Raw genomic sequence first — 26,561 nt, 5'->3', positions numbered from 1 at the left:
GATATCCGATCTGATCTTTTCGGCTGAAAAGGAAGTGTTTCATGCCCATCATCTACACGAAAACGGACGAGGCTCCCGCGCTAGCCACTGCCTCACTGTTACCGATCATCGAGGCCTTCACGAAGAAGGCCGGAGTAGATATCGAGGTAAGCGACATTTCTTTAGCCGCACGCATCCTTGCTGCTCTCAAAGAGTGGTTACCAGCCGAAGATCAGGTCGTGGACGCACTGGGCAAACTTAGCGAACTTACACACAGCCCCGATGCGAACATAATTAAACTCCCAAACATATCTGCTTCTATTCCCCAGCTAAAGGCAGCAATCGCTGAGCTTCAAGATAAGGGCTTTTCGGTGCCCGATTACCCCGACGAGCCAGTTAGCGACGAACAGGAACGAATAAAGAAAGCCTACGATTCGGTAAAGGGATCAGCGGTGAATCCCGTGCTTCGACAGGGTAATTCCGATCGTCGCGCTCCCCTTGCCATCAAGAATTATGTTCGCAAGCATCCCCACGAGATGAAGCCTTTTGCTAGTGACAGCTTGACGAATGTCGCAACGATGCAGGATGAGGACTTCGCCCATAACGAAAAAACATTCGTCTCTAACAGAGATCAAATCCTGACTGTTCAGCTCAAACAGAATGACGGAACCGTGGTCTCGTTACGGGACGATCTTCGCCTTGCAAAGGGCGAGATTTTCGATGCCACAGTTCTGAACTCGGCAAAATTAGACGAATTCCTTAAAGAGTGCGTTGCCCGGGCAAAATCGCAGGATCTGCTGTATTCGATTCACCTGAAGGCAACCATGATGAAGGTAAGCGATCCGATAATTTTCGGCCACGCAGTAAGAACCTTCTTTGAGCCAGTTTTTGAAGAATACGCGAAGCAGCTTGCCGACGCCGGAGCTCGTCCGAACGATGGTTTGGCTCAGGTGCTTGCCTCCTTAGAAAATCTCGAATCTCCTGAACGCGAAGAGATTAAGCGAGCTTTCGCTGAATCGCTAGAGTCCGGGCCACGTCTTGCGATGGTCGATTCCGATAGAGGCATCACGAATTTGCACGTGCCCAGCGACGTGATCATCGACGCTTCGCTGCCCGCCATGATTAAAGCGGGCGGCAAAATGTGGAATTCCGATGGCAACCTTCAGGACACGCTGGCCGTCATCCCTGATAGCTCTTACGCGGGTGTTTACCAGACTGTTCTTGACGACTGCAGAAAGTTTGGCGCTTACCAGCCCGAAAAACTCGGCACCGTTCAAAATGTTGGTTTGATGGCGATGGCCGCGGAGGAGTATGGCAGCCACGACAAGACATTCGAAATTCCTGCTGACGGTGTGGTTCAGGTAGTTAACGACAGCGGTGAGCTGTTGCTCGAGCACGTTGTAAAAGCTGGAGACATCTGGCGTGGCTGCCAAACCAAGCGCGTAGCCGTCGAGGATTGGGTAAAGCTAGCAGTAAACAGGGCCAGGACGACAGGAATGCCAGCCATATTTTGGCTGGCCCAGAATAGGTCTCACGATGCCAAACTGATTGAGTTGGTAAACAAATTTTTACCAAACTACGACACCGTCGGCCTGGAAATAAAGATTCTGGACCCGGTCTCGGCGACGAGATATACCCTCCAGCGACTGCGTAACGGAGAAAACACAATTGCCGTAACCGGAAACGTTTTGAGGGACTACCTCACCGACCTTTTCCCGATCATCGAGGTGGGCACTTCTGCGAAGATGCTTTCCATAGTCCCTTTGCTGCACGGCGGCGGAATGTTTGAGACCGGTGCTGGTGGCTCGGCTCCTAAACATGTCCAGCAGTTTGTTTCAGAAGGACACCTCAGGTGGGACTCGCTTGGCGAATTTATGGCGCTGGGCGCTTCCCTAGAGCAGTACGGGGAGTCCAACGGGAACGAAAAGGCAAATATTCTTGCCGAGACCCTAGACAAGGCAATAGAGAGCCTGCTCGAAGACGATTGCTCACCGAGTAGGACTGTCGGAGAAATCGACAACCCAGAAAGTCATTTTCACCTTGCTAAAAGATGGGCACGCGAACTCTCCGCACAAGACGAAAACGCAGAGTTGTCGAGAGTTTTTTCGCCACTAGCAGAAAAACTCTCTTCGGACAGCGAACGGATTGTCTCGGAGTTTCGACAGGCTCAAGGTTCAGCTGAGGACCTTGGCGGATATTATCTTCCTGCTAACGATAAATTAAGTTCTGCCATGCGTCCCAGCAAGACACTAAACCGAATTATTGAAAGCTTTTAGTCGCCCACTCGAATCCATTTATTGCTGCGCTGGCGAATCCAGAGCGTAACGGCTCTGAGCGCCATATACCATCCACCGTAGGCGATCCACAGCCAAACCAGCCCTGGGTTAGCCTGCAGGCCCAACCAGATCCACAAAACGATGGCGGGGATGAAGCAAAGCAGATTGAATGCGCTGACTTTAGCCAGATAAACGGTATCTCCTGCCCCCATCAACACCCCGTCCAGCACGTAAACATAGCCAGCTAGTGGCTGACAGATAACGACCACCAGCAACGTAACGCTAATAGCACCCTGAACGTCTACGTCTGGTGAAAAAAGTTTAGGTAACAGCCACGAACAAGCTAGGACTAATGCGGCTGCACCCGTCCCACCAAACACGCCCCAACGAGTCATCTGCCTGGTGGCGCTTCGTACATATTTCACGTCACCGGCGCCTAAGTATTTTCCGGTTATAGATTGGGCCGCGATTGCAACAGCATCGAGTCCGTTAGCCAGCAAATTCCACAGGTTCAGAACGATCTGATGCGCTGCAAGCTGCGTAGTGCCGAGTTTCGCTGCGCACGCAGAAAGCATCAACATCCCGATTCTCATGGCCAATGTTCTGACCAGAATCGGCACTCCCCCGCGCCATGCGCTAGCTACGCCACTCATTTCTGGGCGCAGACTGATCTGATGTTGAATGGCTTTCTTCCAAACAATAGAAACGAGTATTACTGCCATCAGGTATTGAGCGACGACGGTTCCGACAGCGGCACCAACCACTCCCCAACCGGCGGTAAAAACTAGAACTACAGATAACGGAACATTCACGACCGCAGCGAGCAAAGAGACAAGGAGCGGCGTCCTCGTATCTTGAAGCCCCCTGATAACGCCGGTTGCTGCCTGGACAGAAAGCATGGCAGGCAACCCAATCGCGCTGACCGCAAGATACTTCGTGCCTTCAGAAATAACCGATGGCTCCGCAGCAAAGAGTCCAAGTATCCAGCCGCCGAATGAAGCCGTCAAAGTTGCGACCGCTATGCCGATGAAAATAGCTAGCCAGATTGCGTCTACTCCAGCCTTTAGACCGTTGGCGAGTTTTCCTGCGCCGAGCGCCCTAGCCGTGGCCGCAGTGGTCGAGTAAGCCAAAAAAACGCAGAGCCCGACTATCGTCAATAAAACTGTTTGCGCTAACCCAAGACCGGCGAGTGAATCAGTCGACCAGTGGCCCACGATTGCCGAATCGACAAGGAGCAAAACAGGTTGTACGAGCAAAGCGCCAAGAGTAGGAACCGCGAGACGCAAAATTTCTTTCGCTGCCGTCGGCTTCCTGGCTTCATTCATAACTTGGACCTCTGGAATAAAAATAGGTTTCTACTCACGATTTACGAAAATGACTTTCTAAAGCAAGAATTTTTTACCCGGTATAAATAAATGCGGGTTAAATTCCCGCAAAAAACTTGACAGGAAATCTTTGGGAACGATTAAAGGCCTAGTCAGAGGCTGAAAATCTGGTTTAAATCGGTGGGCGCACACGGACTCGAACCGCGGACCCTCTGCTTGTAAGGCAGATGCTCTAACCAACTGAGCTATGCGCCCGATTTGCGATGCTGAATCGCACGAGTTGTAAGTTTAAACGTCTTTTACCTAAAAACTCAAACTGAACAAACCACATATTATGAAACGCATGAAGTCACGAGCAGATCGTAAGAAGGAGTCGGTCCCCGGCTCCATCAAGATAGTTACCGCATTAGTTTTCGCCCTCGTGGCAGCTTGGGCATTTATTGGGGCTCCGAACCCGCACGAAGGCGGGAAAACAAACGACTCTGCATTGGTTGCGAAAGCGAAACAATCCTTGGGCAGCTTGAAGGTGGAACAGCCAGATCGAAATGGCGACTACGAACGAATCCGCTTCGGAGAATCCTGGGAAGACGTCGATGGAAACGGGTGCTACACACGAAACGACGTCTTAATCAGAGACTTAAGTGACGTCGAATTTCGTCCAGGATCGAACTGTGTGGTCATTGCCGGCAAATTAGTGGATCCCTACACCGATCAAACGATTGAGTTTTCAAAATCCAGGTCCGAGGAAGTACAGATCGACCACGTCGTAGCGCTCGCAGAGGCGTGGCGCTCTGGCGCATGGGCCTGGAACGATAACCAACGCCTGCAGTTTGCTAACGACCCGTTGAATCTGTTGGCAGTTTCCGGCGAAGCTAACGACGACAAAGCTTCAGCCGATGCAGCAGGGTGGCTGCCACCGAATAAGGACTTCCGCTGTGACTACGTGGCACGTCAAGTGATCGTCAAGCAGAAGTACGCACTTACGGTGGACAGCAGGGAGCTAAAGGTCATTTCTCAGCTCTTAGACGGCTGCAAAGTTTCCTAATTTCTTTGTTTCGGAGTTCGGCTTACGGCCCACCAAGCCAGCAGGCCGATAACCACAACGAGCAAAATTAGAACGACGACATCCGGCACGCAGGACGCGATCTTTCCGAGGCTAATTTCAAGTTGCTGCTGAGCACCCGCATCGAGCAATCCACCAAGAGCGCCGGTTGCGTCCGAAGCTAAGAACAAAACACCCAGGCCCACAAACAACAAACCCGAGACGATCGCCCAGAGCGTGGTTTCAAAAGGCCCGATTTTAATTACTCGTGGACGCAGTTTGCTAGCCAAATCCACCTTGTCCCAAAGCAACGCCAATATTGCCAGAGGCACCGCCATTCCAGCGGCAAATATGGCGAGGAGAAAAGCGCCGTAAAGGGGAGATGAAGAAATTGCAGCCATGGTCAAGATGGCACCTAGTAGCGGACCGGTACACGTTCCAGACAGCCCGTAGACCATCCCCAACACCAAAACTGATAGCGCGCTAGATCCTCCTCTAGCCCGCAGCCCTGGGATGGGCAGCGAAAAGCCAAAGACAATACACAGGCCGATAACGATGAGTACGATTCCGCCGGCTAAAGAGATAGTTTGGCGATGCTCGGCAAGCAATGTCCCCATTGTTCCGGCAGCGAGCCCTAATGGAACCAACGTGAGCAGAGAGCCTATATAAAAGATTCCAACCCGCCCAAGCAGGGTACGAAGTCTTGCCCCGAACGCAATCGCAAAGAACGAAGGAAGCAACATTGCCGAACAGGGGCTAAACACCGCCGCTATGCCGCCTAAAAACGCTGCAGCAAATCCGATATTCACCGTTGAGAAGCCTTAGCTAGTTCCTCTTCAATTACTGATTCAAACGCATCCAAGGGCTGAGCGCCTTCCAAAGCTTGCGTGCCGATAACAAAAATCGGAACCGAAGAGATCCCAAGCTGTTTCGCCTCCGCGTAGTCGCGTTGAATAAGCTCGCTCAGCTCATCGCTTTCCAGATCGGACTTGAATTTATTCATATCGGGGACCCCGACCTTCTGGGCGGTTTCAAGAACCAGCTCCTCACTGACCGGCGGGTGTCCGCTATTTGGCAGCGCCCGATAAAGAGCCAGTTGATACTCATGGTATAGCCCCTGCTCCCCTGCTGCTCTAGCAGCCATCGCCGCATATATGGAGTCGTCACCAAAGACAGGCATATCCCTGAACTCGAAGCGCACTTTACCCTCATCGAAATAGTGCTGAAGCTTGGGCAAAGTCTGCTCAGCGAAAAGGGAGCAGAACGGGCAGCGGAAGTCTGCCCACTCGATTAGTGTTACCGGAGCATCAACGTCACCCATAGCCATGCTGTCAGAGGCATCGCGCCTGGGAAGGTTTAAGTGGAATCTCTCCTGGTCTGATAACTGGACTGAATTTGTTGAGGCCTGAGCACCAGTTTTCTTTTCAGCTTTATTGCTATTCGAAGATATCGCTAGCACTCCGATGATCAGTACCGAGATCACTGCAGCAACAATCGTGACAATAGCTTTTCGGCTCATTCGGCCTCTCCTTATTTAAGCATCGTGTACGACTAACCCTACCTATTTATTCTTATTGCAAGTTCGGCAATTTCACGACCATTCACTTAGCTGTTTTTGGTTTGCCAACCGCAAAACAACAAAGTTTGTCTCCATATCTCGAATCATGAAATGATCTGATCAAGGTTTGAAATAGTTGGTTTCGAGTTTTGGGGAGGTGACCAGCATGACAGCCCCAGCATTAGCTCTGGTGTCTAATGGTCCCGCTGAGATAGCAACCGAACAGGTTGTTCACGCACTTCGCAAAGAAATGCAGATTCGTCGCCCGGAGCTTTCCATCCATCTAGCTTTTTGCGGCAAGACATCCCCCACAGGCAAGCAGACGCTGAAGGCCCTCGATAGTCGCGGTACCAAAGAGACTGTTCTAGTTCCGCTAGATTTCACCAGCGTTGCTAGCGCCACAGAAGACGTGGTTGCCATGCACGAAAGCCTCAAGTCCGCTTTCCCTCAGATGAAGATCGGGCTGGCAAAACCAATCGGACCCGTCTCAGAGCTCCTCAACATTATCGATGAGAGGCTGCGAGCCGCCTTGACGGCAAACCGCTGCCTGGAGTTAGACGGCCTGGTACTAGCTGCACCGAGCTTTGGCGACACCCGTGGCTCAGGGGTGCTGCTTCGCCGAGCTCGTCAATGGTCGTCACACCACAAACTACCTGTGGTATTTGCTTGCGGTGACGGAACTGGTTCATCCGTGAAATCGGCCATTTCCTCACTTCACGATCAAGGCAGAAGATCAATTGCCGTCGGATCTTTGTTCTTAACTCCCGACGATTGCTATCAAGCGCTTTACGAAAATGCTTTAGCCAACCGAGCGATAGCCATCAGTTCGCCTTTCGGTCCAGACCCTCGACTGTGCAATCTGATTATGGCTCGCTATTCTTTCGAAGCCATGAAAATGCTCGACATGGCCTTCGAGAATCAAAAGCAGGCGCCTTCTAACATTGCCCAGCTCCACCTGGGATAGCCTGAGCATAGGCGCGCCTACCGCAGCACGGCCCCTGAACCCCGTAGGGTTCAGATGTGTCAGTTAAGCCTTCGGTCGCGAAACTGCCGACGCATCAATTCGATGATGTCTGCAGTGGAGTCCTGAATTTTCAATGGCGCCCCGAGATTAAAGTTTCGCAGATGCCGTCTCCTCAACGAATTGCGCCGTTTTCTGTCGCAATCGAGGCTGACATCGATCGGCTCGGCGAAGAAGTCGGCACTGCTCGTCTCGTCATTCTTCACGACCCCGACGGCAATCCAGCCTGGGACGGCACTTATCGTTGCGTGTCATTTGTGCAGGCGGACGTAGACATCGAGATGGCGATGGATCCGTTACTAACCGAAGTAGGTTGGAATTGGCTGAGCGATTCTCTGGGGCAGTCAGATGCCGAATTCCACGCCGCATCCGGAACAGTTACTGCGGTGACCAGCAGGAGCTTCGGTGCCCTAGCTGAAGAGCCGGACACAGCAGAGATTGAAATCAGGTCCTCATGGACTGCAAACATCGATGACCGGGGAATAATTCCCCACCTAGAGGCCTGGCAACAGCTTATGTGTTTCACATGCGGCATGCCGCCGCTAGCTCCCGGAGTGGTAAGCCTAAGCAGGCGAACGAATAAATGAAGACTTTGACCCATCCGGCAGAAGAGCCGGTAATTGTTAACGACGAGCTGTCCTGGAATCGGATGATCAATAAGGTATCCGAGGCTGAAGGACCAATCGCCATCGACGTTGAAAGGGCGCAGAGCTTTAGATATTCAGACAAGGCCTATCTTGTCCAAATAAAAAAAGATGGCGCCGGGATTTTTCTAATAGATCCGATAAGTTTCGAGCACGGCAAAATTGCAGATTTCAGCGAATTGAATGAGGCAATCGGCGATTCCCAGTGGATTCTGCACGCAGCGACACAGGATTTGCCTAACCTGTGGCAGCTGAATATGCGTCCGGCAAGCCTCTTCGACACCGAGCTGGCGGGCAGACTACTCGGATACGAGAAAGTTAACCTGGCCGCTATGATCGAACACTACTTCGATCTCCACCTCGAAAAACAGCATTCCGCTGACGACTGGTCGACTCGCCCCATCCCTCAAGATTGGATCGCATACGCGGCCTTGGACGTCGAGCTTTTAATCGATCTTCGAAAGAAAATGATCGTAGATCTCGAAGATGCAGGCAAGGAAGAATGGGCGAAACAAGAATTCGCCCATCTGGTTTATTGGGCAGACCATCACGAACCGAAATGTGCTGATGAGCGTTGGAGACGAACTTCGGGGCTCCAGGACGTCCACACCAGACGTGGGATGGCTCTGGTTCGTGAGCTTTACGAGCAACGTGACAAGATCGCCCGCGAGCTGGACAAATCGCCGCACAAAGTTTTGATAGACAAAGCAATAACCGAAATCGCTAGCCAAGCAAGCGAAGAAAGCGTCCCAACCATCTCGAAATTGCGCAGGGTAATGGGATTTAGACGTCGTGAGCCTAGGAAGCACATGTCTGCCTGGGAAAATGCGCTGGACACGGTAGCCGGGCTTGATAAATCCGACCTACCGCAACTCAGGGTGCACAAAACCGGAATTCCCAAACCACGAAATTGGCAACGGATCAATCCCGAGGCTGCGGAGCGCTGGAACCGGATCCGGCCAAAAATTATCGAAAAAGCTCAAACGCTAAATCTTCCTGTCGAGAATCTAGTTTCCCCCGCAGCACTTCGTGAGGCGCTCTGGCAGCCCAGTGAAGACATGGAATCGCAGCTAACTGATTTGGGCGTTCGGCCATGGCAACGCCAAGAAATCCTGGAGATAATCCAATCAGGGCTAAGCGCTTAGCCGGCTAAAGACGACCTGCGAGATCGCCTCTGGAGTCAGGCCCATCTGCTCAAGCAATTCTCCGCGGCTGGCGTGTGGAAGGTACTTTCTGGGCACCCCGAAATGACACATGTTCGGATTTCTAGAGGAAATCTCGAGTTGTTCGCCCATGCCACCAGCCACAAGGTTGTCCTCTAGCGTTGCTACCAGTTCGTACTTCTCAGACAGTTCGACGAGCTCGCTACTGATCGGCAATGCCCAAACTGGATCGACGACATCAGCAGCAAAGCCCAAAGACTCGAGTTTTTTTGCGGTTTCGAGCGCCAGAGCAGCAAACTGACCATAGCTAACGATCAACACCCTTGGGTTGTGTGAGACCTTGAGAAAATCTATGCCATCCTCGGTTTTCACGGAAGGCACAGGTTGCGAAAGCTTTTCTTTAGAGTACCTGATTACGGTTGGCACGTCGTCGACATCAACAGCCGTACGCAATGCCGCACGCAAACGCTGCTCGTCACGAGGAGCTGCAAGCCTCAAGCCAGGAACGATCGAAAGCAGCGGCACATCCCACATACCGTTATGGCTTGCTCCATCAGTGCCAGTTACACCGGAGCGGTCCAAGACGAACGTAACACCGGCCTTGTGCATACCCACGTCCAGCAAAATTTGGTCGAAAGCTCTATTCAAAAACGTGGAATAGAAAGCTACGACTGGGTGGATTCCGGTGGCCGCCAGCCCCGCCGCAAAAGTCACGGCATGCTGTTCAGCGATTCCGACATCGAACGTGCGCTCGGGAAACTCTTCTGCAAACTTAGCCAGCCCCACGGGATGAAGCATCGCCGCGGTGATGCAAGCGACATTCTCTTTATCTCGCCCAATTTTGACGATTTCGTCGGAGAAAATATCTGTCCACGATTTTCGATCGTCAACGACGAGCTTCTTACCAGTTACATCATCAATTTTTCCAACTGAGTGGAAAAGGTCTTCGGAGTACTGCTCCGCAGCTTTAAATCCTTTGCCTTTTTGAGTGATCACGTGGACGATAATCGGGCCACCATAATTTTTAGCCTGCTGCAATGCCACCGCGAGGGCTTCTAGGTTATGCCCGTTTATCGGACCTAGATACTTTATGCCGAGGTCAGAAAACAGGCTCTGCGGGGCAAGCACGTCCTTGATGCCAGCCTTCAAGCCGTGCAAAAGTTCGAATAAGGGCTGACCAATGAGCGGCGCACCCTTGAGCGTCTTTCGTAGAACGTTCAGGGTCTCTTCATAACGCGGGTCGGTTCTGAAACCCGATAGTTGGCGAGAAAGACCACCGACAGTTGGAGAATAAGATCGACCGTTGTCGTTGACGATAATCACTAGCGGCAAATCCTCATCAACCGCGATATTGTCGAGGGCCTCCCAGGCCATTCCACCGGTCAAAGCACCATCGCCGATAACAGCTACAACTGTGCGATTCTTTTCACCACGCAACCTGATGCCCTTCGCTATTCCCTCGGCCCAAGAAAGCGACGTCGACGCATGAGAATTTTCCACCCAATCGTGTGCAGATTCTTGCCTAGATGGATAACCGGATAGCCCATCTTTTTGTCGTAGGCACGGAAAGTCTTTCGCCCGACCAGTCAATATTTTGTGCACGTAGCTCTGGTGGCCGGTATCGAAAATAAACGGGTCATTTGGTGATTCGAAGACGAGGTGCATTGCCAACGTAAGCTCCACCACGCCCAGATTCGGCCCTAGGTGTCCGCCAGTTGCGCTTACGTTTTTGATCAAAAACTTACGGATCTCTTCTGCCAGATCGAGAAGCTGCTTGTAGTCGAGTTGACGCAGATCTTTGGGGTCATCGATTTTGGCGAGCAAAGGATAATAAGCGTCGAGCATGTCGCTCTTACCCACGCTTTTGGCCCCCATGCAAAGCCCCTTTCGATCGCTTCAACTTAACAACATTCAACTGTAGCGCCCCGAAGGGCTATGACGAATTAGGCGTGACCAAATCGTCATAACCCTTCTGAAACCAGCGATCGAATTTTTCGGCTAGCTATCAGTCATTAGCTCTCACTTGCTGCTTGAGCAGGCTTGCCTGCAGTGGGTGGCAAGCAAGTAGCGCAAGAGCAGTAGCACCTAGTCCCAAGCCGATGAGCAGGAGCATCGGCCCCACAGCGGTGTCTACTGATTTTCCACTCATCTGTTGGGCAGCAGCCTGCATGGGCATAGCGAACAAGATTCCCAATGCGGCCCCCGAAATGACAGCGAAGGATAGCGGACCCAGCGTCTCAAGCCACATGGCCTTCAGCTCGAAGCTCCTGGGCGCGCCCATTCGGGCAAGCGAACGCGACTGCGGGGCGAGTTCGATGGTTTGTGAGGCCTGGCTGATCAAAGTGGAGGCCGCGGTCAGCAAGAACCCCACAGCAAGCGTAATCATCGCTCCTTTGTTGAAGTCCCAAAGACTCAGATCTATGAAGGTTTTTATTGCTGAGCCGTCCGCCAAGTCTGTGTTTAGCGTTATCGGCATCATCGAAATGTAGCCGGCGATAAATGCAAGCAGCCCCATGCCAGAAACCAGCCGCCAGGTAGCTTTCGGGGTCGCAATTACTCGTCTGGAGGCCAGTTTTACGCTTGCGAATGGCAGTTTCGCGATCAGCTTCGCCGCTAATTGCAGACAGAATGGCCCAACGATGTTGAAGCCAAAGATGACCAACAACAAAACTGCGGAAAATAGCAGGAAGGTGAACAACACGTTCTTCGATGCTCCCCCACCAAGATTTATGTTTGCCACGGCGAGGAATCCCGCCACGAGAATAATGACGAAGAGCACTGCCCTCCACGCCTTCAAAGCTGGGCTATTCGTCCTGCGAGCTACGCCTAGCGGCGATACGCGGACCTGTTGCATTCCCCACCAGGAGGAGAGCACCCCTAGTAGGACGATAAAGCCGACGACGGCTAGAAATCCCCACCACGGCAGAAGCATCTCTTTAGGAGATATTTTTTGGGCCATGATCGTCAGCCCAGACCACATGCTCAACGTCGACAAGTAGATGACCGTTCCTATTGCGCAACCGATTACGGAAGAAACTACGCTCTCCAGCATGGTCATGCGAGTCACTTCTCCGCTTGTCAGGCCTAGGAGCCTCAGCGCAGCTAGGCGCTTTTCGCGGCCTTTGGCCCCCAGAACAGCCGCTTTTGACGCAAGAGATACCACTGAGGGGACGATAAGAGCGCAGGCCAGGATAGCTAGCGCGAAATAGAAGTCGAGGACTTTATCGAAAGATGGATCCTCCTTTAGCACCTCCGCTATTAGCCCTGTCGGGTGATATGCCCTGTTGTAGAACATCCAGGTGCCACCTGCGACTGTTAGCGCAAGTGCGCTACAAACCGTGTATGCGAATATCGAAGCTATCGATAGCAGCGATTCGCCTTCGTGTTGAGATGTTCTAGCCCGAGCCATTCGTACTGTCAGTTTTGATAGTCCATGTGCCGAGCTATTTAGAAACGGTTTCTTAGAGTTGGTCGGGGTTGTCATTAGCCCCTCCCCTGTTCGCGATCTAAAAGACGATCTGCGTGGATAAGCCCGTCACGAATCTCAACGAGTCTCGAGCACCATCTAGCAACGTTTACGTCGTGCGTAACCACAACCAATGCGGCTCCCACTTGGCGGGCTACGGTAGTCAGCATCTGCATGGTTTCGTGCCCAGTTGCCTGGTCTAGAGCACCTGTGGGTTCATCGGCGAAAATGACGCTTGGGTTGCCAACTAGCGCTCGAGCCGTAGCCACTCTCTGAGCCTGGCCGCCAGACATGTCGCCGGGGCGCCTGTTTCTCATATCGCCAAGGCCTAGCTTGGATAGCATCTCGTCTGCTGCTTTTAGCGCCTTAGAACTAGCCGAACCCGTTAGCATCAGTGGTAGCGCAACGTTCTCTCTGGCAGGCAGTTCTGGAATCAACTGCCCGTCTTGGAACACGAAGCCGAATTGAGAGAGCCGAAGTCGGGATCGTTGTGCGTCGCTCAACCCGCTAAGCTCGACATCTAGATAGTGGACGCTACCCGACTCTGGAACTAGCACTCCGCTTAGGCAATGCAGCAGTGTCGATTTGCCTGACCCCGAAGGCCCCATGATCGCTAGCGATTCGCCCTGCTTAATGGCAATCGTGACTCCTGCTAGCGCGCGAACGTCACCAAAATTTTTCGTAATGTCGTGTGTTCTCAACACGACGTTAGGCATTCCATTCATGAGACCTATTTCATCTTTTTTTACCGGTTGCTTAGAACAGTGCCAGATCTGCTCTTTTAGGTATTGCTAGCACTACTGCCTAGAGCGATAATCGATGACTATCATTATTAAAATGATCTTCAGGCGCCGCAATCTCCCTAACTCTAATGAGTCTGAGACCGCTAAAAAGATAGCTGACTTGGTGCAATCTAGAAAGGTCATTGTTGACGCCTATGAGGTTGAGAGGCGACGCATCGAGCGAGACCTGCATGATGGCACCCAGCAGTACCTAGTTCTTGCCGCAATGAAATTGGGCGAAGCTCAGCTTTCACACACCGCCTGCTCCGATCCGCAGGTCGCAAAATTGTTGGGTGAAGCTAAAGAGGCTATTCAAAAAGGCCTCGATTCTTTGCGCCAGACTGTTAGAGGGATACATCCTCAAGTTCTCAGCGAGCTCGGACTTCATGCGGCATTGTCGGACATTGCAAACAGGTCTATCGGTCGCATAAAAATAATCTGCCCGAATCCTTTACCGAAAATTCCAGAGGGAGTTCTGGCGGCCGCCTATTTCTTTTCTACCGAGGCAATCGCGAACGCCGCGAAGTACGCCCCAGACTCAAACGTAACCGTTCTCCTCACTTCTGATGACAGCCTGACCATTTCCGTGGTTGACGGCGGCCCTGGCGGGGCCCAGTTGAGACCGGGCCACGGCCTGGCTGGAATGCAGGAACGGCTAGCAGCGTTCGGTGGCACGATGAGTATCTCCAGCCCTACTGACGGCCCTACCCAAATCCGCGCGACCCTCCCGTTACTCATCGACCGAGGCAGCAGCGCAATCAACATTGACGGGAGCGAAAGATGACCGAAAAAACTTCGCTCATCATTGCCGACGATTCGGCCCTCCTTCGCGAAGGTCTAGCCGGTCTTTTGGAGCGTCAAGAGTTTGAAATAGTCGGTCATGCTAGCGACGCAGACCAGCTCCGCATTCTGCTGAACGACCTGGAAGCGAACGATGCTCTGCCCGATGTCTTAGTTACCGATGTGCGGATGCCACCTACCATGACTAACGATGGTCTACAGGTAGCTTTAGAGGTTAAGTCGAAGAATCCTCAGCTGGCAGTTATGGTTCTGAGCCAATACGTTGCGCCGAGCTACGCCCAGCAGCTGTTCGCGCTGCCCTCTAGCGCCGGTGGCTCAGGCTATCTGTTGAAAGACAGGGTCAGCGACGTGGTGGATTTCATTAATTCGCTGCGGATAGTTGCTTCTGGCGGAGTGGTTATCGACCCCGAGGTTGCCCGGGCGATGATGAATAACTCACGCTCTGGGCTGGGCAGACTCACGCCTAGGGAATTTGAGGTCCTGGAGTTGATGGCCCAAGGACTATCGAATAATCAAATCTCGGAGAAATTGTTTTTGTCCTCTGCCGCAGTCGCCAAGCATGTCTCTAACATTTTTTCCAAGCTAGGGCTAGAACCTGGAGAAGAAAACCGTAGGGTCAGAGCAATTCTGACTTTCTTAGCTTTGTAGCTTCGTTGGCAAACATTTATCTAAATCACAAACCTGCAACATTTTCAATGAGATAATTACCTGATAACAGGATTTAAGGAGGAGAAATGACATCGACAGACATCTCCAAGGTGCACAGCACTGTGGTGGGCATTGATGGATCTGAAAACTCCTATCTAGCCACGCAGTGGGCCGCCAAATGGGCGAAGAGCCACGGTACGGGCCTGACCATCGTCATGGTTCAGCCGGAAGTTATGCTTCCTCGCAAGTCTCACGTGTGGAAGGCGATGCTCGAGGCCAATTACAACGAGCGCCAGAAGGACAAGTACCTAGCTCGCCTGCACAAAGCTGAACTTCAGGCAAGGGAAGTTGCGCCCGCCATTGAGGTCTCAAGCATTTTGCTAGAGGGGGATGTCGCAGGTTCTTTGGTCGAAATAACCAAGAAGTCCGAAACCCTTATCTTGGGCAAGCGTGGCTCAGGGCAGGCAAGCATCTTCACACTTGGTGGCGTCGCTGACTCTGTGGTGACTAACGCTGGTGGAACAGTGATCACCATTCCTCACGACTTTAAGGAACGACCTGGTGGCCCCGTCCTGGTAGGCATCGATGACGATTCTCGCGCTAAGCAGACCGTCCGTTACGCCTTCGAGCAGGCAGACAAACTCGGCGCTCCCCTCGTCGTTATGCACGCTTGGTACGCACCACCGGCTGCCAGTGAGGCGACAATGGTCGTTCTCGTCGACGCAGACGAGATCAACGAAGAAAGCCATGCCTTCATTCAGTCCACAGTGGCTGAACTAGCGCAGGAGTACCCGAACGTCAAAGTCACCTCTAAGGTTGTAAATGCCAATCCAGGCGACGCGTTGGCCGCGGAGTCTAAGAACGCTCAGCTAATCGTCGTTTCTAGCCGCGGACGAGGAGGCTTCACCGGTTTGCTGCTGGGAAGCACCAGCCGCCGAGTAGTCCGGCTAAGCAGCGCTCCGACAGCCGTCATCCGTTGTCATAAGTAGACAAAATCTCATAAGTAAACAAAAATGCGGCCAGCACAAAAGCTGGCCGCATTTTGTTTGGTTACTTGTTCAACAGGGAACGCAGTACGTACTGCATAATTCCACCATTTAGGTAGTACTCACGTTCAGCCGGGGTGTCGATGCGAAGCTTCGCGTCGAACTCCGTTACTGCCCCTTCCGGTGAAGTCGCCGAAACCCTCACGGTTTCTGGAGTCTGGCCGGAATTGAGCTTGCTTACACCGGTGATCTCGAAGATCTCCTCCCCGCTTAAACCTAGTGAATCGGCGTTCTGCCCCTCGGGGAATTGAAGCGGTAATACGCCCATGCCGATAAGGTTGCTGCGGTGAATGCGCTCGTAACTGACCGCAAGAACAGCTTTAACGCCCAGCAGCATCGTGCCTTTCGCCGCCCAGTCGCGCGAGCTTCCAGAACCGTATTCTTTACCCGCCAAAACGACCAGAGGCTTATTATGCGCCGAATAGTTCATTGCAGCCTCATACACGGTTGTCACTGGGGCATCTTTTCTTGTGAAATCCCTGGTGAACCCACCCTCTGTTCCAGGAGCGAGCTGATTGCGCAACCTGATGTTGGCGAAGGTCCCGCGAATCATCACTTCGTGATTACCACGCCTTGAGCCGTAGGAGTTGAAGTCTTTTCGCTCGACTCCGTGCTCCAATAAATATTTTCCTGCCGGAGAATCCTGCTTGATAGCGCCTGCGGGGCTGATGTGATCCGTTGTTACGGAGTCGCCAAGCTTAAGCAAAACTCGTGCTCCGCTAATGTCACTAACTGGTTGCGGTTTGGCCGGCATCTGCTCGAAGTATGGCGGCTTCCTCACATATGTGGATGCGTCATCCCATTCAAAGCTATCGCCTGTGGGAGTCGGCAAACTTTGCCAACGCTCGTCACCGGCAAAAACGTTCTCGTACGAATCTTGATACATCTTGGTGTTGATGTATTTCCCTACGACCTCGTCGATCTGCTGAGGGCTAGGCCAGATATCGCTTAGCATCACATCGCTGCCTTTCGGGTCCTTGCCGAGAGGCTGCGTAGTGATGTCATAATCCATGTTTCCTACCAGCGCATAGGCCACCACTAGAGGCGGACTGGCCAGATAGTTCATCTTTACATCCGGGTTGATTCGACCCTCAAAGTTTCGGTTGCCAGACAGCACAGAGGTGATTACCACGTCAGATTCGTTGGCGGCCTTCGAGACTTCATCTATGAGAGGCCCCGAGTTACCGATGCACGTCGTGCAGCCGTAACCGACAACATCGAACCCAAGCTCCTCCAGGGGTTCGAGAAGACCAGAATCCTCTAAGTAATCGGTGACGACCTGGGAGCCAGGAGCAAGCGTGGTCTTAACCCACGGCTTACGAGTCAGCCCCTTAGCGACTGCGTTCCTAGCAAGCAACCCAGCGGCGACCATAACGGAAGGGTTTGACGTGTTAGTACAAGAGGTAATTGCGGCAACGCCTACCGTACCGTTGGTCAAAGTTACTTTTTCGCCATCGATGGTTGCCTCATAGGCGCGGCTGTTTTGAGTCACATAGTCGCCTACTGTTTCCTCAAACGTTTCAGCAGCTTGCGACAACGCGATCCTGTCTTGCGGACGCTTTGGGCCTGCAATCGACGGATGCACATCCGCAAGGTCGAGCTCCAAGTATTCGGAATAATCTGGCTCGGCATTTGGATCGAACCAGATGCCCTGTGCCTTTGCGTAGGCTTCAACAAGATTGATCTGGTGCTCATCGCGTCCTGTCAGACGCATGTAGTCGATCGTCGCTTGATCGATCGGGAACACCGCGATGGTCGAGCCGTATTCAGGGCTCATATTGCCAATGGTCGCGCGGTTAGCAAGAGGCACCTCGCTAACGCCAGGTCCGTAGAACTCCACGAACTTGCCGACGACGCCGTGTTGGCGCAGCTTCTCGGTGATCGTCAGAACCAGATCTGTTGCAGTCGCGGCAGCGGGCAGCTTACCCGTCAGCTTGAAGCCAACTACACGAGGGATAAGCATGCTGACAGGTTGACCCAGCATCGCTGCCTCGGCCTCAATGCCGCCGACTCCCCAACCGACGACGCCAAGACCGTTAACCATCGTCGTGTGCGAATCGGTTCCTACACATGTATCCGGGTAAGCGAGAAGAGAACCATCGGTTTCCTTCGAGAAAACGACCCTAGCAAGGTGCTCGATGTTGACCTGGTGGATGATGCCGGTGCCGGGCGGAACAACTTTGAAGTTATCGAATGCGCCTTGGCCCCAGCGCAGGAATTGGTAGCGTTCTTTATTGCGCTGATATTCGAGTTTAGTGTTGATCGCCAAAGCCTGTTCGGTGCCGAACGCGTCCGCGACAACGGAGTGGTCAATGACCAACTCAGCCGGGCTTAGCGGGTTGATTTTCTTGACGTCTCCGCCAAGCTCCTGCATCGCATCGCGCATTGCAGCAAGATCGACCACGCAAGGGACCCCAGTGAAGTCCTGCATGACCACTCGAGCGGGTGTGAACTGAATCTCGTGGGAGGGCTGCGCCTGGCTGTCCCAGTTGGCCAGCGCCGAGATGTCATCTGCGCTGATGTTTTTACCGTCTTCGAGCCGAAGGAGGTTCTCCAAAAGAACTTTCAAGCTATACGGAAGACGGACCCGACCTTTAACGGCATCTAGTCGATAATAATCGTACTTTTTACCGTCTACGTCTAGGGAAGATTTTGCTTTGAAACTGTCGAGACTGGCCACTTAAACCTCCAAGATATCTTGATGTCAAGATATCTCAATTGGACAGTCAGCTCAAAAAGGGTGCCCTAAGCTCTAGTCTTCTTTTTTAGGCGCCCCGAAGATGATTTCGTCCCAGCTTGGCACAGTGGCACGCTTTCGATTCTTCCGCTTCTTTGGCGCCTCGCCTTCAACCAACGGATCCTGCTTGGCGGTCTGCGGCTTACGGAGTTTACGATTACTGGGTTTAGCAGCCTTTTCAATGGGCCTCTCAGGCTCGCCAGCCACTCGGACTTCTTCACTGGATTCAGTCTCGAGTTTCGTCTCCACCCCTTCAGGAGCCTCTTCAAGCTCATCCGTGACCGATTCCTCTTCAAGGATGGGTTCGGTGTCCTCGTCATTGGCAGGAGGACGAGTCAAACCGGTGTAAATCCGAACGGAATCTTCGTTGAAGCCTGACAACATGTCATAAAGAACGTCCAGGTCTTTATCGTTGTTGGGGACGATGTCATAGACGCCATTTACCTGCTCGAACTGGGCCGGAACATAGTCTTCAGGATCTTCATAATCGACTTCGGCGTCAGGCAAAACCGCAGGCGGCCTGACGCCACCATTTTCTTGAGTGGCTCGAATGAGGGCCATCTCGTCGTGCAGATCGAGGGTCGGCTCGGATTCCAGCTCTTCTTCCTCAAGCGCCAGGGGCTTCAATTCGTAGTCACCAATTAAAACCCTGGCATTGTCATTGGCTGCGATGCTGTAGCGGCCGTGTAAGTCGAAGTTGAACAAAGCGACTGCATTGTCACCTTTCTGCGGTGGAGCGTCGTAAGCCAACTCGTCGAGCTCACCGTCTAGCGGCTGCGGGCTGAACTGGAGCGCCGGCCAAGACACCTGAACAAACCAGGCCTTATCTTCGCCACGCCAAGCGTCCCAATGCACATCATCGAGATTCACATCGTTTGCCTCGAGAGTAGCGTTAACTGTTTCTGCTAGCTTTCTGGATGAATTTAGCTCGCCCCTTTTGCGCACCTGGCACTCACCTGCGAGCGACACGGCGTGCTCGCGCTCGGCTAAAACTGGCCCAGCAAAGGCGTCAATATACGACTCGCTGACGCCTGCGGCCTTGGCCACCTCAGCCACCGTTTCGCCCCCACGTAGACGAGCCTGAATATCGCGTGGGCTAAGTGCGCTTTCCATGTAATTAACTCCGAAAAATAAAGCTTCTACAGCATCACTAGATCTATACCCTGCCAACTTAGCGCGACTGGCCGAAGTTATTCGACCCATTTCACGCAAAGCACCCGGAAATAAAAGACGTAACCGAAGTGGTTTAACACTAAGCGATTAACAATCAGTCCCCTGGGCATGGTATTAAGTCCACTAAGTGATAGCTTAGCCGCTGACAACACGAACTAACCGTTAAGGTTCAATTCAACTAGCTCTAAGGAGAAGAAATGGCGACTGACTACGACGCTCCACGCAAGTCCGACGAGGAAATGCGTACCGACTCTATTGAAGAGTTGAAGGGACGACGCGACAATAATTCCGGAAACGTAGACGAAGACGAAGTTGAAGCTGCTGAATCGTTCGAGCTTCCCGGAGCCGATCTATCTAACGAAGAACTAACCGTCAGGGTGCTGCCCCGACAGGCCGGTGAATTCACCTGCGCTGGCTGCTTCCTAGTGAAGAGCAGTAGCCAACTGGCCGAGGTACGCGGGGACCAGTCTTACTGCGTCGACTGCGTTTAGTTTTGGGCTCTTCGCGCCGCCCTCGCCTGGCCGACTAGTTCGTAGCGATTCTTAACGAAACGCTGCACAGCAAGCTGCGAGACTGCGGCGCCGACAGCCGTCGAAGCGACCCACATGAGCGCCTCGCCAGAAGTCGCTTCCAGATCGTAGGGATCCGGCGGCTCGTTGCCAGTTACCTTCTTCCAAACAGCAGTAATCAACTTCTGCGTCGCAAAGGTCGCTACCGCTCCAAGGGCGGTGGCGACAACTTTTGTCTCAATATTGGCCATCGAGGTTCCTATCCATACGTTGTGGTCTCATCCATCATAACCAAGGTAACGTTGGGAGAGTGAATAATCCTTTGAGGGTTCAGCTCAAACTGCTCGACCCAAAATTGCCAGTTCCGACCTACGCGCACCCTGGTGACGCAGGCGCTGATCTGTACGCACGAGTTGACGTCCAGATCGCCCCTCACGAGCGTAAAACGGTGCCTACCGGTATCGCTATCGCACTGCCCGATGGGTATGTCGGGCTGGTCCATCCCCGCTCTGGATTAGCAGCTCGGGAGGGCCTCAGCATCGTTAATTCTCCCGGAACCATAGATTCGGGGTATCGTGGAGAAATCAAAGTTTGCCTAATCAACACCGACCCCGAAAAAACGATTAGCCTTCGACGCGGTGACAAGATCGCACAACTTGTCATTCAACGTTTTTGGCAGGCTGATTTCGAAATAACAGATAACTTAGGCGACACCGAACGCGGCGAGGGCGGCTATGGCTCTACCGGAGGTGTCACAAAATGGGGCGAGAAGCTAGGCTAATCGCGTAAGAGCGTTAGGAGCAGCATTGATGTTTGGCCGTAAGAAGCGTAAAGGCGCGGAGCAGGACGAAGCCGAAGAGACCACGAAGGCTCCGGCACGCGCTGCCGAAGATCCTTGGGAAAAGCTCGATGCCAGCAAGGACTGGCGGGAAGACGGCCCCTTCGATATTTCCGAAGTGGATCTGGATGCGGACGACATCGAGCGCCTCGATTTTGGCGCGCTGATCTTCACTCCCTTTGAGGGCATGGGAATGCAGCTCCAGATAAATCAGCAGACGAACTCAGTTCAGGCGGTACTCGTTAACAGTGGCCAGTCTGCGATTGAGGTCGCACTTTTTGCCGCTCCCTCCCAATCGAGCCTGATGCGCCAGGTCAGGGACGACATGATCCGTTCCACCGAACAGTCCGGCGGCGAAGTAACACTTGCCGAGGGGCCGTTCGGAACTGAGATCCGTCGCGTGCTTCCGCTTCAAGACAAGGACGGCAAACGCGCCTACCACATTTCGCGCACTTGGTTTGCCGAAGGACCGGGGTGGCTGCTGCGTGGCGTTCTGATGGGACAAGCTGGAATGGCCGAAAATCTCGAAGGCCCCGCGGAGCTTCTCTACGAGTTCTTCTCGAACATCGTTGTGAACCGCGACGAATCGCCACACGTGCCGGGACACGTCATCGAGATGGAGATTCCCGAACAGATCGGCATCACCAAGCAACAGTGACATACCAGGTTAGGCTCGGGGCGATCGCCCACGGCGGATCATGCGTTGCGCGAATAGACGGCCGAGTCGTATTTGTCAGGCACGGGCTACCAGGCGAACTCGTCGAGGTATCCATCACCGATTCCACCAAGGATCGTTTCTGGTGGGGCGACGTGGCCAAGGTGATCGAGGCTTCGCCTGACCGCGTCGATCCGCCTTGCCCGGTGGCGTTCGCATGTGGTGGATGTGATTTTCAGCACGCAGATCTGGCCGTACAGCGGGAGCTAAAAGCGCAAGTTATCGCGGAGCAGCTTCATCGACTTGCAGGCATTAATTGGCCCGTTGAGGTTGAATATGTTCCTGGCGATGATCCTGCTGGCTCTGGGCTGGGATGGCGCACCAGGATGCGCTACCTGGTCAAAAACGGCAGGGTCGGGCTGCGCGGGTGGCGAAGCAATAATTTAGTTGAGCTACCAGAGGGTGGATGCCGAATAGCTCACCCGAAAGCAAAAGCAGGCTTAGAAAAGTTCGCTAAAGGCGCAAAGGAATTGCAGGTATGCGTCGCCGATAGCTCTGTCAGCGTTCTGGACGAGAAGAACTCAGCTTTGAGTGGACCAAAAGTTGTCTCTCAAACCGTATTGGGACGCGACTACAAGGTCAGGGCCGATGGCTTTTGGCAGGTACATCCCCTCGCCGCAGAGGTCTTGAGCCAGACCGTAATGAAGTTCCTTTCTCCTCGTAAAGGCGAACACGCACTCGATCTCTACTGCGGGGTCGGATTATTCGCCGGGGCGCTTACAGATGCAGGATGCATTGTGAGCGGAATCGAGATCGCCAAACCCGCAATCCGAATGGCCAGGCAAAACGTGCCGGAGGCTAAGTTCCACGCCGGCGACATGGCACGAAGCCTGAACGCACTGCCTCGACGCACAGACCTGATCGTATTAGACCCGCCCAGATCTGGCGCTGGAGCCAAAGTCATCAAAAGACTCGCCACGCTCGGTGCCCGAGCGATCTGTTACGTCGCCTGCGATCCTGCCGCTTTAGCTAGAGACCTAAAGACTTTCTTCCAAAATGGTTATGAATTGCGCCAGCTGAGGGCATTCGACTTGTTCCCCATGACGCATCACGTCGAATCTGTTGCCCTACTCAAAAAGTAACACTTGCTCGCTTCTCTAAGTTTTTCTATTTAGTCTCGGATTTTAAGGCCAAGCAAGATAGCAAGAATCATCGCACCGACTATCTGAGCGCACAGCAAAAGGCTAAAAAGCGTGTCGAAACCCCACAAAAATGGGCTTGCAGGATCTATTGCGTCCTCGGATATGGCCTGATAAAAAGCTATTTTGACCAGCTCCGGAACCAGAATCAGGCTAAAGGCCAGGAAACAGAGATTTCGGCTACTGCCCCAGCCTTCGAGAATCTTTGCTCGTTTTTCTGCACATGCGTTTACGATCACTATGGCAACCAAAACGCCAGTTACGGCATTGGCTAGCCAGATCGTTGTGGTCAGCAGAGTCGGTAGATAGGGCTCGACAGTTAGATTCATTTTTATAGCCCCAATAAGCTGTGCCGTCAAGAAAATACCAGCAGCTATCAGCAATAATCTTTTATTCATCTTTTACCCCTATTTTCGCAACGCGTATTCATAGCATCTCAATTGCGTCTTTTCTTTTTAGCCGAAGATTAGAAATTTCTCCCATTCCAAATTGTTTTCTCCGACGAAGAAATAAACACCGTGCCTCCAGCGTTTTAGCCAACATGTGCCGGCTCGTCTTTTTAAGGAGAAGTTGTGGGTAAAGAACTAGAAAAACAGATCCTTCTTGCTGCAGGGTGCTTCTGGGGTGCTCAGGGTTACTTCAAGAAGATCGAGGGCGTGCTAGGCACTCTTGTTGGTTATGCGAACGGGAAAACGATTGATACCGACTACAACTTATTGAAGCTAACCGACCATGCCGAGACCGTTCAGGTTGATTACGACGCTAACCGAATTTCCTTGGCCGAGATTCTGCGTCACTACTTCCGAATCATTGATCCGCTTTCCGTGGATCGTCAAGGTAATGACGTCGGCAGGCAATACCGAACAGGAATCTTCTATGTAGATGAAAGCGACCTGCCAGTAATCCAAAAATCTATCTCGGCCCTAGAAAAGGAACTCGGGCAAAAGAGCGCAATCGTCGTCGAGCCGCTAGAGAACTTCGTACTGGCAGAGGACTACCACCAGAACTACCTGGACAAGAACCCTTTTGGATACTGCCACATCAATCTTGCGCTCGCGGACCAGCCGCTAGCGTCCTCATACGTAATGCCGAACTTCGAGAAGGAAAAAGAGAATCTTTCCGAGCTTTCTTACGATGTCACGCAAAACGCCGGAACTGAGGCGCCTTTCACCAGCGAATTCGCTCACCCCGGCGGGCGCGGAATATATGTAGATATCGTCAGCAAAGCCCCGCTGTTTTCCTCCAGAGACCAGTTCGACGCCGGCTGCGGCTGGCCGAGCTTTACCAAGCCTATTTCTCCCAAAGAAGTCACCTACCACTCGGATAAGTCGCTCTGGATGGAACGCATCGAGGTTAAGAGTTCCCAAGCGGAAAGCCATCTCGGGCATGTCTTCGACGACGGGCCCTACGAAGAAGGCGGGCTGCGCTACTGCATCAACGGCGCAGCCTTAGAGTTCATCCCCGAAGATCAGATGGAATCGAGAGGCTATGGCGAATACCTGGCGGACCTTTAACCTGGAGTGCGGCCAGTTCTTCGCTCGAGGTATCTGAAATTGACCACTGCAGGATTGTCTTCTTGCCCGCTGCGCTCAAACAAAAAATAGTAGTTGGAACCGTCCTTGGTGTAGTCGCCGCTTAGCTTGAAAAAATCTATGCCGGTCGCGACCATCATTTTAAGGATGTCATCGTTTAGGAAGGCAAGCGGAACCGTAGTGTCGGCTACCTCGTAGAAGTCATCCTCGAATTTTTCGTAATTTCTTGAGAAGTAGTCGAACTGCGCGCTGCCCTTATCTAGTTCACTGCGCATGTTCCACGAGTTCCAAGCTGAGAATTTCATCCAGGCCGAATTCGTGCACTCGACCTTCTGAGCGAAAATGAACCACTCGATCGCTCAAATCGCATATTTGGCCGCAGTACGGTTCTTTCCTAGAAGTGGTGAAGCAGAGGATGGTCAGCTTGTTCACATACACCTGTGAGAGCTGAAACACCTTCTCCTCTTCGGGCATTTTCAGCGAAAAATCCACCTTGTCGCCTATCGAGGACAGCGCACTAGTGTGCTCGGAGAGGAAAAGCCCCATCCACTTGACCATGCCGCGATCCCTGTACTCTCTTGCGGCTTTGAACGGCAGATACGAGCGGTCGATCATACTATTCCATCCAATCCACCGCAGTGTCCGCCGATCAACTTGCTTCGCTCGCGGACCCTGGATCCTTCCAGCAAGGAACTCGCCTTCTGCACCGCAAGATAAGAGAATCTATCCCTGATCTGATCGACGGCACGATCTAGTTTGTCTTCCCGTTCCAACTTGGCCACGTCATCGAAGAGCGTGTAAACGCCGCAGGACTCGTCGACCAGACACTCGTAGTTGACCCCGATACGTCGCACGCTGCCGTAAACATATTTGTTCCTGAACAGGCTGATCACCGTGTCGGAGAGCACCTGGGTGGATTGGCTCGGGTTTATTTTCGCCCTGGCGTTAATAGAGCGGAGCTCGTCGCGGTGGGAAAACCCAACATGGACTCCAACAACTGTCGCCTTTTTGTGGATCCGCCTGAGCCTAACCGCCACCTGCTCGGCCATCTCGCGAAGCACAAGCTCGATCTCGCACTTGGTGCGGTAGTCCCTAGGCAGCACCTGCGAGTTGCCGAGCCCCTTCGACTTGGGAATATAGGGCTTGCTCAATTTGCTCTCGTCCACTCCGTTCGCGTGGAACCAAAGCTGGACGCCAACCACGCCGAACTCTTTCTTCAACCGATTTGGGTTTGAATTGGCCAATTCTTTGATCGAGAAGATCCCAAGCCTGTTTAGCCTTCTAGCTGTCCTCTTCCCTATTCCCCAGAAATCGGTCAGCTTTTTTATGCCCCAAACCTTCGTTTCGACGTCTTGATACGACCAATTAGTTTTCATCGTAGGAGCTTTCTTAGCTCCGTTGTCTAAGGCGAGTTTGGCCAGCAACGGGTTCGAGTTGCTCATTCCGACGGTAGAGAAAATGCCGGTTTCTCTTTGGATATCTGCCTGTATCTGGCCAGACACCAGGTTCAGTTTTTCGGCCCTCGACATGTGGTCCGCAACAAAAAAGTCCAGAGAACCGCTTAGATCGACAAATCCTTCGTCGATCGAATAGGGATACACCTTGTTCTCAGGCGCATACCTGCGGAAGATGTTCTGGATCTTCAGATTTTCTTCTATGTAGAGCGCCATCCGAGGCGGAACTATCAAGGTGCGCTGCGCCCACTCCTCGACGGAGCGAACATACTGTTTAGTCAACCGAACATTTTGGCTGGCAGCGTTCGCGTAGTTAAATCTGCGGGTTCTAACGTCGAACGGCAGATCCCTGGCCCTGCCCACGTTGTCTTTACCAAAAACCTGTTTGAACACCGGAGAACTGGCAAGGATAAGACCGTTTGCGTTATCCGCCCTGCTCATTACGCAAAGAGAGGTTTTTAGCGGGTGCAAATTTCTTTTGACGCATTCGACGCTTGCATAAAAGCTTTTCATATCCACGAAAGCGATATCGGAATTCGGCTCCCTCGAATAATCTATGTACCCCACTAAAATCACCTCCCTTCGTTAGCATTCTGCGGCGCCTGGCAAGCGAAGTAGCACGAACCGAACAAGCCCAATCACGACTTCAAGCCAAGGCAGGTAATCGAATATTTGTACGATAAACCTAAATCAATATTAGATCAAATGTTCGA

26 protein-coding genes and 1 tRNA gene are annotated in these 26,561 nt (G+C 52.7%); 13 read left to right on the top strand and 14 right to left on the bottom strand.

From position 1 onward, the window contains the following. Positions 1-41: 41 nt before the first annotated feature. On the top strand, positions 42-2,255 hold the full coding sequence (locus G556_RS0108250; protein ID WP_028822431.1) for an NADP-dependent isocitrate dehydrogenase: 2,214 nt from the start codon (positions 42-44) through the stop codon (positions 2,253-2,255). On the opposite strand, the gene G556_RS0108245 is transcribed toward G556_RS0108250, so the two are convergent. Then, entirely contained in the window at positions 2,252-3,580 is a 1,329-nt protein-coding gene (locus tag G556_RS0108245; protein ID WP_028822430.1) for an MATE family efflux transporter, read from the bottom strand. The two genes, G556_RS0108250 and G556_RS0108245, sit on opposite strands and share 4 nt — an antisense overlap. 181 nt (positions 3,581-3,761) lie before the next feature. Next, positions 3,762-3,835: transfer RNA gene (locus G556_RS0108240), tRNA-Val, on the bottom strand. An 88-nt stretch (positions 3,836-3,923) separates the two neighbouring features. On the opposite strand from G556_RS0108240, the gene G556_RS0108235 reads away from it, so the two are divergent. Then, positions 3,924-4,625 (top strand): HNH endonuclease family protein, encoded by a 702-nt coding sequence (locus tag G556_RS0108235; RefSeq protein WP_028822429.1) that lies wholly within the window; start codon positions 3,924-3,926, stop codon positions 4,623-4,625. Here the strand turns inward: G556_RS0108235 and G556_RS10715 are convergent. Both G556_RS10715 and G556_RS0108225 read right to left on the bottom strand, forming a co-directional pair. Continuing rightward, positions 4,622-5,431 (bottom strand): cytochrome c biogenesis CcdA family protein, encoded by an 810-nt coding sequence (locus tag G556_RS10715; protein WP_051176805.1) that lies wholly within the window; start codon positions 5,429-5,431, stop codon positions 4,622-4,624. The genes G556_RS0108235 and G556_RS10715 overlap by 4 nt on opposite strands. Further along, the gene (locus tag G556_RS0108225) at positions 5,428-6,141 is read right to left on the bottom strand and encodes a DsbA family protein (RefSeq protein ID WP_036916245.1); all 714 of its coding nucleotides are present in this window, start codon (positions 6,139-6,141) and stop codon (positions 5,428-5,430) included. Before G556_RS0108225 ends, G556_RS10715 begins: the two co-directional genes overlap by 4 nt. Before the next feature lie 205 nt (positions 6,142-6,346). Between G556_RS0108225 and G556_RS0108220 the strand changes: the two genes are divergently transcribed. The 3 genes from G556_RS0108220 to G556_RS0108210 are packed head-to-tail and all read left to right on the top strand — an operon-like array spanning position 6,347 to position 8,990. Continuing rightward, a complete protein-coding gene (locus tag G556_RS0108220; protein WP_028822427.1) occupies positions 6,347-7,144 on the top strand; it encodes a sirohydrochlorin chelatase in 798 nt (265 codons plus the stop codon). Between the two features lie 56 nt (positions 7,145-7,200). Next, the gene (locus G556_RS0108215) at positions 7,201-7,788 is read left to right on the top strand and encodes a DUF3000 domain-containing protein (protein WP_081675560.1); all 588 of its coding nucleotides are present in this window, start codon (positions 7,201-7,203) and stop codon (positions 7,786-7,788) included. Beyond that, complete coding sequence (locus G556_RS0108210) at positions 7,785-8,990, top strand: HRDC domain-containing protein (protein ID WP_036916244.1); 1,206 nt, start codon at positions 7,785-7,787, stop codon at positions 8,988-8,990. Before G556_RS0108215 ends, G556_RS0108210 begins: the two co-directional genes overlap by 4 nt. On the opposite strand, the gene dxs is transcribed toward G556_RS0108210, so the two are convergent. The 3 genes from dxs to G556_RS0108195 all read right to left on the bottom strand — a co-directional run bounded on the left by dxs (position 8,979) and on the right by G556_RS0108195 (position 13,190). Beyond that, a complete protein-coding gene (gene dxs / locus G556_RS0108205) occupies positions 8,979-10,883 on the bottom strand; it encodes a 1-deoxy-D-xylulose-5-phosphate synthase (protein ID WP_051176804.1) in 1,905 nt (634 codons plus the stop codon). The genes G556_RS0108210 and dxs overlap by 12 nt on opposite strands. Positions 10,884-11,013: 130 nt before the next feature. Then, on the bottom strand, positions 11,014-12,417 hold the full coding sequence (locus G556_RS0108200) for an FtsX-like permease family protein (RefSeq protein ID WP_051176803.1): 1,404 nt from the start codon (positions 12,415-12,417) through the stop codon (positions 11,014-11,016). A gap of 74 nt (positions 12,418-12,491) precedes the next feature. Beyond that, positions 12,492-13,190 (bottom strand): ATP-binding cassette domain-containing protein, encoded by a 699-nt coding sequence (locus G556_RS0108195; protein ID WP_036916294.1) that lies wholly within the window; start codon positions 13,188-13,190, stop codon positions 12,492-12,494. Positions 13,191-13,293: 103 nt separating this feature from the next. On the opposite strand from G556_RS0108195, the gene G556_RS0108190 reads away from it, so the two are divergent. From G556_RS0108190 to G556_RS0108180, 3 genes are all read left to right on the top strand, one after another. Continuing rightward, positions 13,294-14,040, top strand: coding sequence for a sensor histidine kinase (locus G556_RS0108190; RefSeq protein WP_233418210.1), 747 nt, complete (start codon positions 13,294-13,296; stop codon positions 14,038-14,040). Further along, on the top strand, positions 14,037-14,705 hold the full coding sequence (locus tag G556_RS0108185) for a response regulator transcription factor (protein WP_028822420.1): 669 nt from the start codon (positions 14,037-14,039) through the stop codon (positions 14,703-14,705). Before G556_RS0108190 ends, G556_RS0108185 begins: the two co-directional genes overlap by 4 nt. 86 nt (positions 14,706-14,791) lie before the next feature. Further along, complete coding sequence (locus G556_RS0108180; RefSeq protein ID WP_016455852.1) at positions 14,792-15,694, top strand: universal stress protein; 903 nt, start codon at positions 14,792-14,794, stop codon at positions 15,692-15,694. 61 nt (positions 15,695-15,755) lie between these two features. On the opposite strand, the gene acnA is transcribed toward G556_RS0108180, so the two are convergent. Both acnA and sepH read right to left on the bottom strand, forming a co-directional pair. Beyond that, positions 15,756-18,431: an aconitate hydratase AcnA gene (gene acnA / locus G556_RS0108175; protein WP_028822419.1), complete on the bottom strand. Its 2,676-nt coding sequence runs from the start codon at positions 18,429-18,431 to the stop codon at positions 15,756-15,758. A 72-nt stretch (positions 18,432-18,503) separates the two neighbouring features. Continuing rightward, the gene (sepH, locus tag G556_RS0108170) at positions 18,504-19,601 is read right to left on the bottom strand and encodes a septation protein SepH (protein ID WP_028822418.1); all 1,098 of its coding nucleotides are present in this window, start codon (positions 19,599-19,601) and stop codon (positions 18,504-18,506) included. A 257-nt stretch (positions 19,602-19,858) separates the two neighbouring features. On the opposite strand from sepH, the gene G556_RS0108165 reads away from it, so the two are divergent. After that, on the top strand, positions 19,859-20,152 hold the full coding sequence (locus G556_RS0108165; protein ID WP_016455849.1) for a DUF4193 domain-containing protein: 294 nt from the start codon (positions 19,859-19,861) through the stop codon (positions 20,150-20,152). Here G556_RS0108165 and G556_RS0108160 read toward each other — a convergent pair. Next, a complete protein-coding gene (locus G556_RS0108160) occupies positions 20,149-20,421 on the bottom strand; it encodes a DUF4235 domain-containing protein (protein WP_016455848.1) in 273 nt (90 codons plus the stop codon). The two genes, G556_RS0108165 and G556_RS0108160, sit on opposite strands and share 4 nt — an antisense overlap. Positions 20,422-20,480: 59 nt before the next feature. Here G556_RS0108160 and dut point away from each other — a divergent pair, with 59 nt between their 5' ends. The 3 genes from dut to G556_RS0108145 are packed head-to-tail and all read left to right on the top strand — an operon-like array spanning position 20,481 to position 22,805. Next, positions 20,481-20,951, top strand: a complete 471-nt coding sequence (gene dut / locus G556_RS0108155) for a dUTP diphosphatase (protein ID WP_211219454.1) — start codon at positions 20,481-20,483, stop codon at positions 20,949-20,951. Positions 20,952-20,979: 28 nt separating this feature from the next. Continuing rightward, the gene (locus tag G556_RS10710; RefSeq protein WP_036916243.1) at positions 20,980-21,666 is read left to right on the top strand and encodes a DUF3710 domain-containing protein; all 687 of its coding nucleotides are present in this window, start codon (positions 20,980-20,982) and stop codon (positions 21,664-21,666) included. Beyond that, positions 21,663-22,805: a class I SAM-dependent RNA methyltransferase gene (locus tag G556_RS0108145; protein WP_028822416.1), complete on the top strand. Its 1,143-nt coding sequence runs from the start codon at positions 21,663-21,665 to the stop codon at positions 22,803-22,805. Before G556_RS10710 ends, G556_RS0108145 begins: the two co-directional genes overlap by 4 nt. 29 nt (positions 22,806-22,834) lie before the next feature. Here the strand turns inward: G556_RS0108145 and G556_RS0108140 are convergent, their stop codons facing one another. Further along, the gene (locus tag G556_RS0108140; protein ID WP_155941789.1) at positions 22,835-23,260 is read right to left on the bottom strand and encodes a hypothetical protein; all 426 of its coding nucleotides are present in this window, start codon (positions 23,258-23,260) and stop codon (positions 22,835-22,837) included. A 174-nt stretch (positions 23,261-23,434) separates the two neighbouring features. Here G556_RS0108140 and msrB point away from each other — a divergent pair, with 174 nt between their 5' ends. Continuing rightward, positions 23,435-24,376 carry a peptide-methionine (R)-S-oxide reductase MsrB gene (gene msrB, locus G556_RS11940; RefSeq protein ID WP_028822414.1) on the top strand — a complete coding sequence of 314 codons (942 nt, stop codon included), beginning with the start codon at positions 23,435-23,437 and terminating at the stop codon, positions 24,374-24,376. On the opposite strand, the gene G556_RS0108130 is transcribed toward msrB, so the two are convergent. The 3 genes from G556_RS0108130 to G556_RS11935 are packed head-to-tail and all read right to left on the bottom strand — an operon-like array spanning position 24,373 to position 26,361. Beyond that, entirely contained in the window at positions 24,373-24,669 is a 297-nt protein-coding gene (locus G556_RS0108130; RefSeq protein ID WP_016455842.1) for a DUF5960 family protein, read from the bottom strand. The genes msrB and G556_RS0108130 overlap by 4 nt on opposite strands. Continuing rightward, positions 24,659-25,009, bottom strand: coding sequence for a hypothetical protein (locus tag G556_RS0108125; protein WP_028822413.1), 351 nt, complete (start codon positions 25,007-25,009; stop codon positions 24,659-24,661). The genes G556_RS0108130 and G556_RS0108125 overlap by 11 nt, the downstream gene beginning before the upstream one ends. Then, entirely contained in the window at positions 25,006-26,361 is a 1,356-nt protein-coding gene (locus G556_RS11935) for a Y-family DNA polymerase (RefSeq protein ID WP_233418216.1), read from the bottom strand. The genes G556_RS0108125 and G556_RS11935 overlap by 4 nt, the downstream gene beginning before the upstream one ends. Between the last annotated feature and the right edge of the window lie 200 nt (positions 26,362-26,561).

Source organism: Propionimicrobium lymphophilum DSM 4903 (genome assembly GCF_000423485.1).
Lineage (GTDB): Bacteria > Actinomycetota > Actinomycetes > Propionibacteriales > Propionibacteriaceae > Propionimicrobium > Propionimicrobium lymphophilum.
The sequence above is the reverse complement of the archived record's forward strand: the minus strand, read 5'-3'. Positions and strand labels throughout refer to the sequence as shown.

Coding starts and splice junctions, on each gene's coding strand:
- G556_RS0108140 (WP_155941789.1), bottom strand. CDS start 23,260: ATGAATAAAAGATTATTGCTGATAGCTGCTGGTATTTTCTTGACGGCA.
- G556_RS0108185 (WP_028822420.1), top strand. CDS start 14,037: ATGACCGAAAAAACTTCGCTCATCATTGCCGACGATTCGGCCCTCCTT.
- G556_RS0108190 (WP_233418210.1), top strand. CDS start 13,294: ATGACTATCATTATTAAAATGATCTTCAGGCGCCGCAATCTCCCTAAC.
- G556_RS0108195 (WP_036916294.1), bottom strand. CDS start 13,190: ATGCCTAACGTCGTGTTGAGAACACACGACATTACGAAAAATTTTGGT.
- G556_RS0108245 (WP_028822430.1), bottom strand. CDS start 3,580: ATGAATGAAGCCAGGAAGCCGACGGCAGCGAAAGAAATTTTGCGTCTC.
- sepH (WP_028822418.1), bottom strand. CDS start 19,601: ATGGAAAGCGCACTTAGCCCACGCGATATTCAGGCTCGTCTACGTGGG.
- G556_RS0108225 (WP_036916245.1), bottom strand. CDS start 6,141: ATGAGCCGAAAAGCTATTGTCACGATTGTTGCTGCAGTGATCTCGGTA.
- G556_RS0108250 (WP_028822431.1), top strand. CDS start 42: ATGCCCATCATCTACACGAAAACGGACGAGGCTCCCGCGCTAGCCACT.
- G556_RS11935 (WP_233418216.1), bottom strand. CDS start 26,361: ATGAAAAGCTTTTATGCAAGCGTCGAATGCGTCAAAAGAAATTTGCAC.
- G556_RS0108125 (WP_028822413.1), bottom strand. CDS start 25,009: ATGATCGACCGCTCGTATCTGCCGTTCAAAGCCGCAAGAGAGTACAGG.
- G556_RS0108165 (WP_016455849.1), top strand. CDS start 19,859: ATGGCGACTGACTACGACGCTCCACGCAAGTCCGACGAGGAAATGCGT.
- G556_RS0108180 (WP_016455852.1), top strand. CDS start 14,792: ATGACATCGACAGACATCTCCAAGGTGCACAGCACTGTGGTGGGCATT.
- G556_RS0108210 (WP_036916244.1), top strand. CDS start 7,785: ATGAAGACTTTGACCCATCCGGCAGAAGAGCCGGTAATTGTTAACGAC.
- G556_RS0108220 (WP_028822427.1), top strand. CDS start 6,347: ATGACAGCCCCAGCATTAGCTCTGGTGTCTAATGGTCCCGCTGAGATA.
- dxs (WP_051176804.1), bottom strand. CDS start 10,883: ATGGGGGCCAAAAGCGTGGGTAAGAGCGACATGCTCGACGCTTATTAT.
- G556_RS0108200 (WP_051176803.1), bottom strand. CDS start 12,417: ATGGCTCGGGCTAGAACATCTCAACACGAAGGCGAATCGCTGCTATCG.
- G556_RS0108160 (WP_016455848.1), bottom strand. CDS start 20,421: ATGGCCAATATTGAGACAAAAGTTGTCGCCACCGCCCTTGGAGCGGTA.
- G556_RS0108130 (WP_016455842.1), bottom strand. CDS start 24,669: ATGCGCAGTGAACTAGATAAGGGCAGCGCGCAGTTCGACTACTTCTCA.
- G556_RS10710 (WP_036916243.1), top strand. CDS start 20,980: ATGTTTGGCCGTAAGAAGCGTAAAGGCGCGGAGCAGGACGAAGCCGAA.
- G556_RS0108235 (WP_028822429.1), top strand. CDS start 3,924: ATGAAGTCACGAGCAGATCGTAAGAAGGAGTCGGTCCCCGGCTCCATC.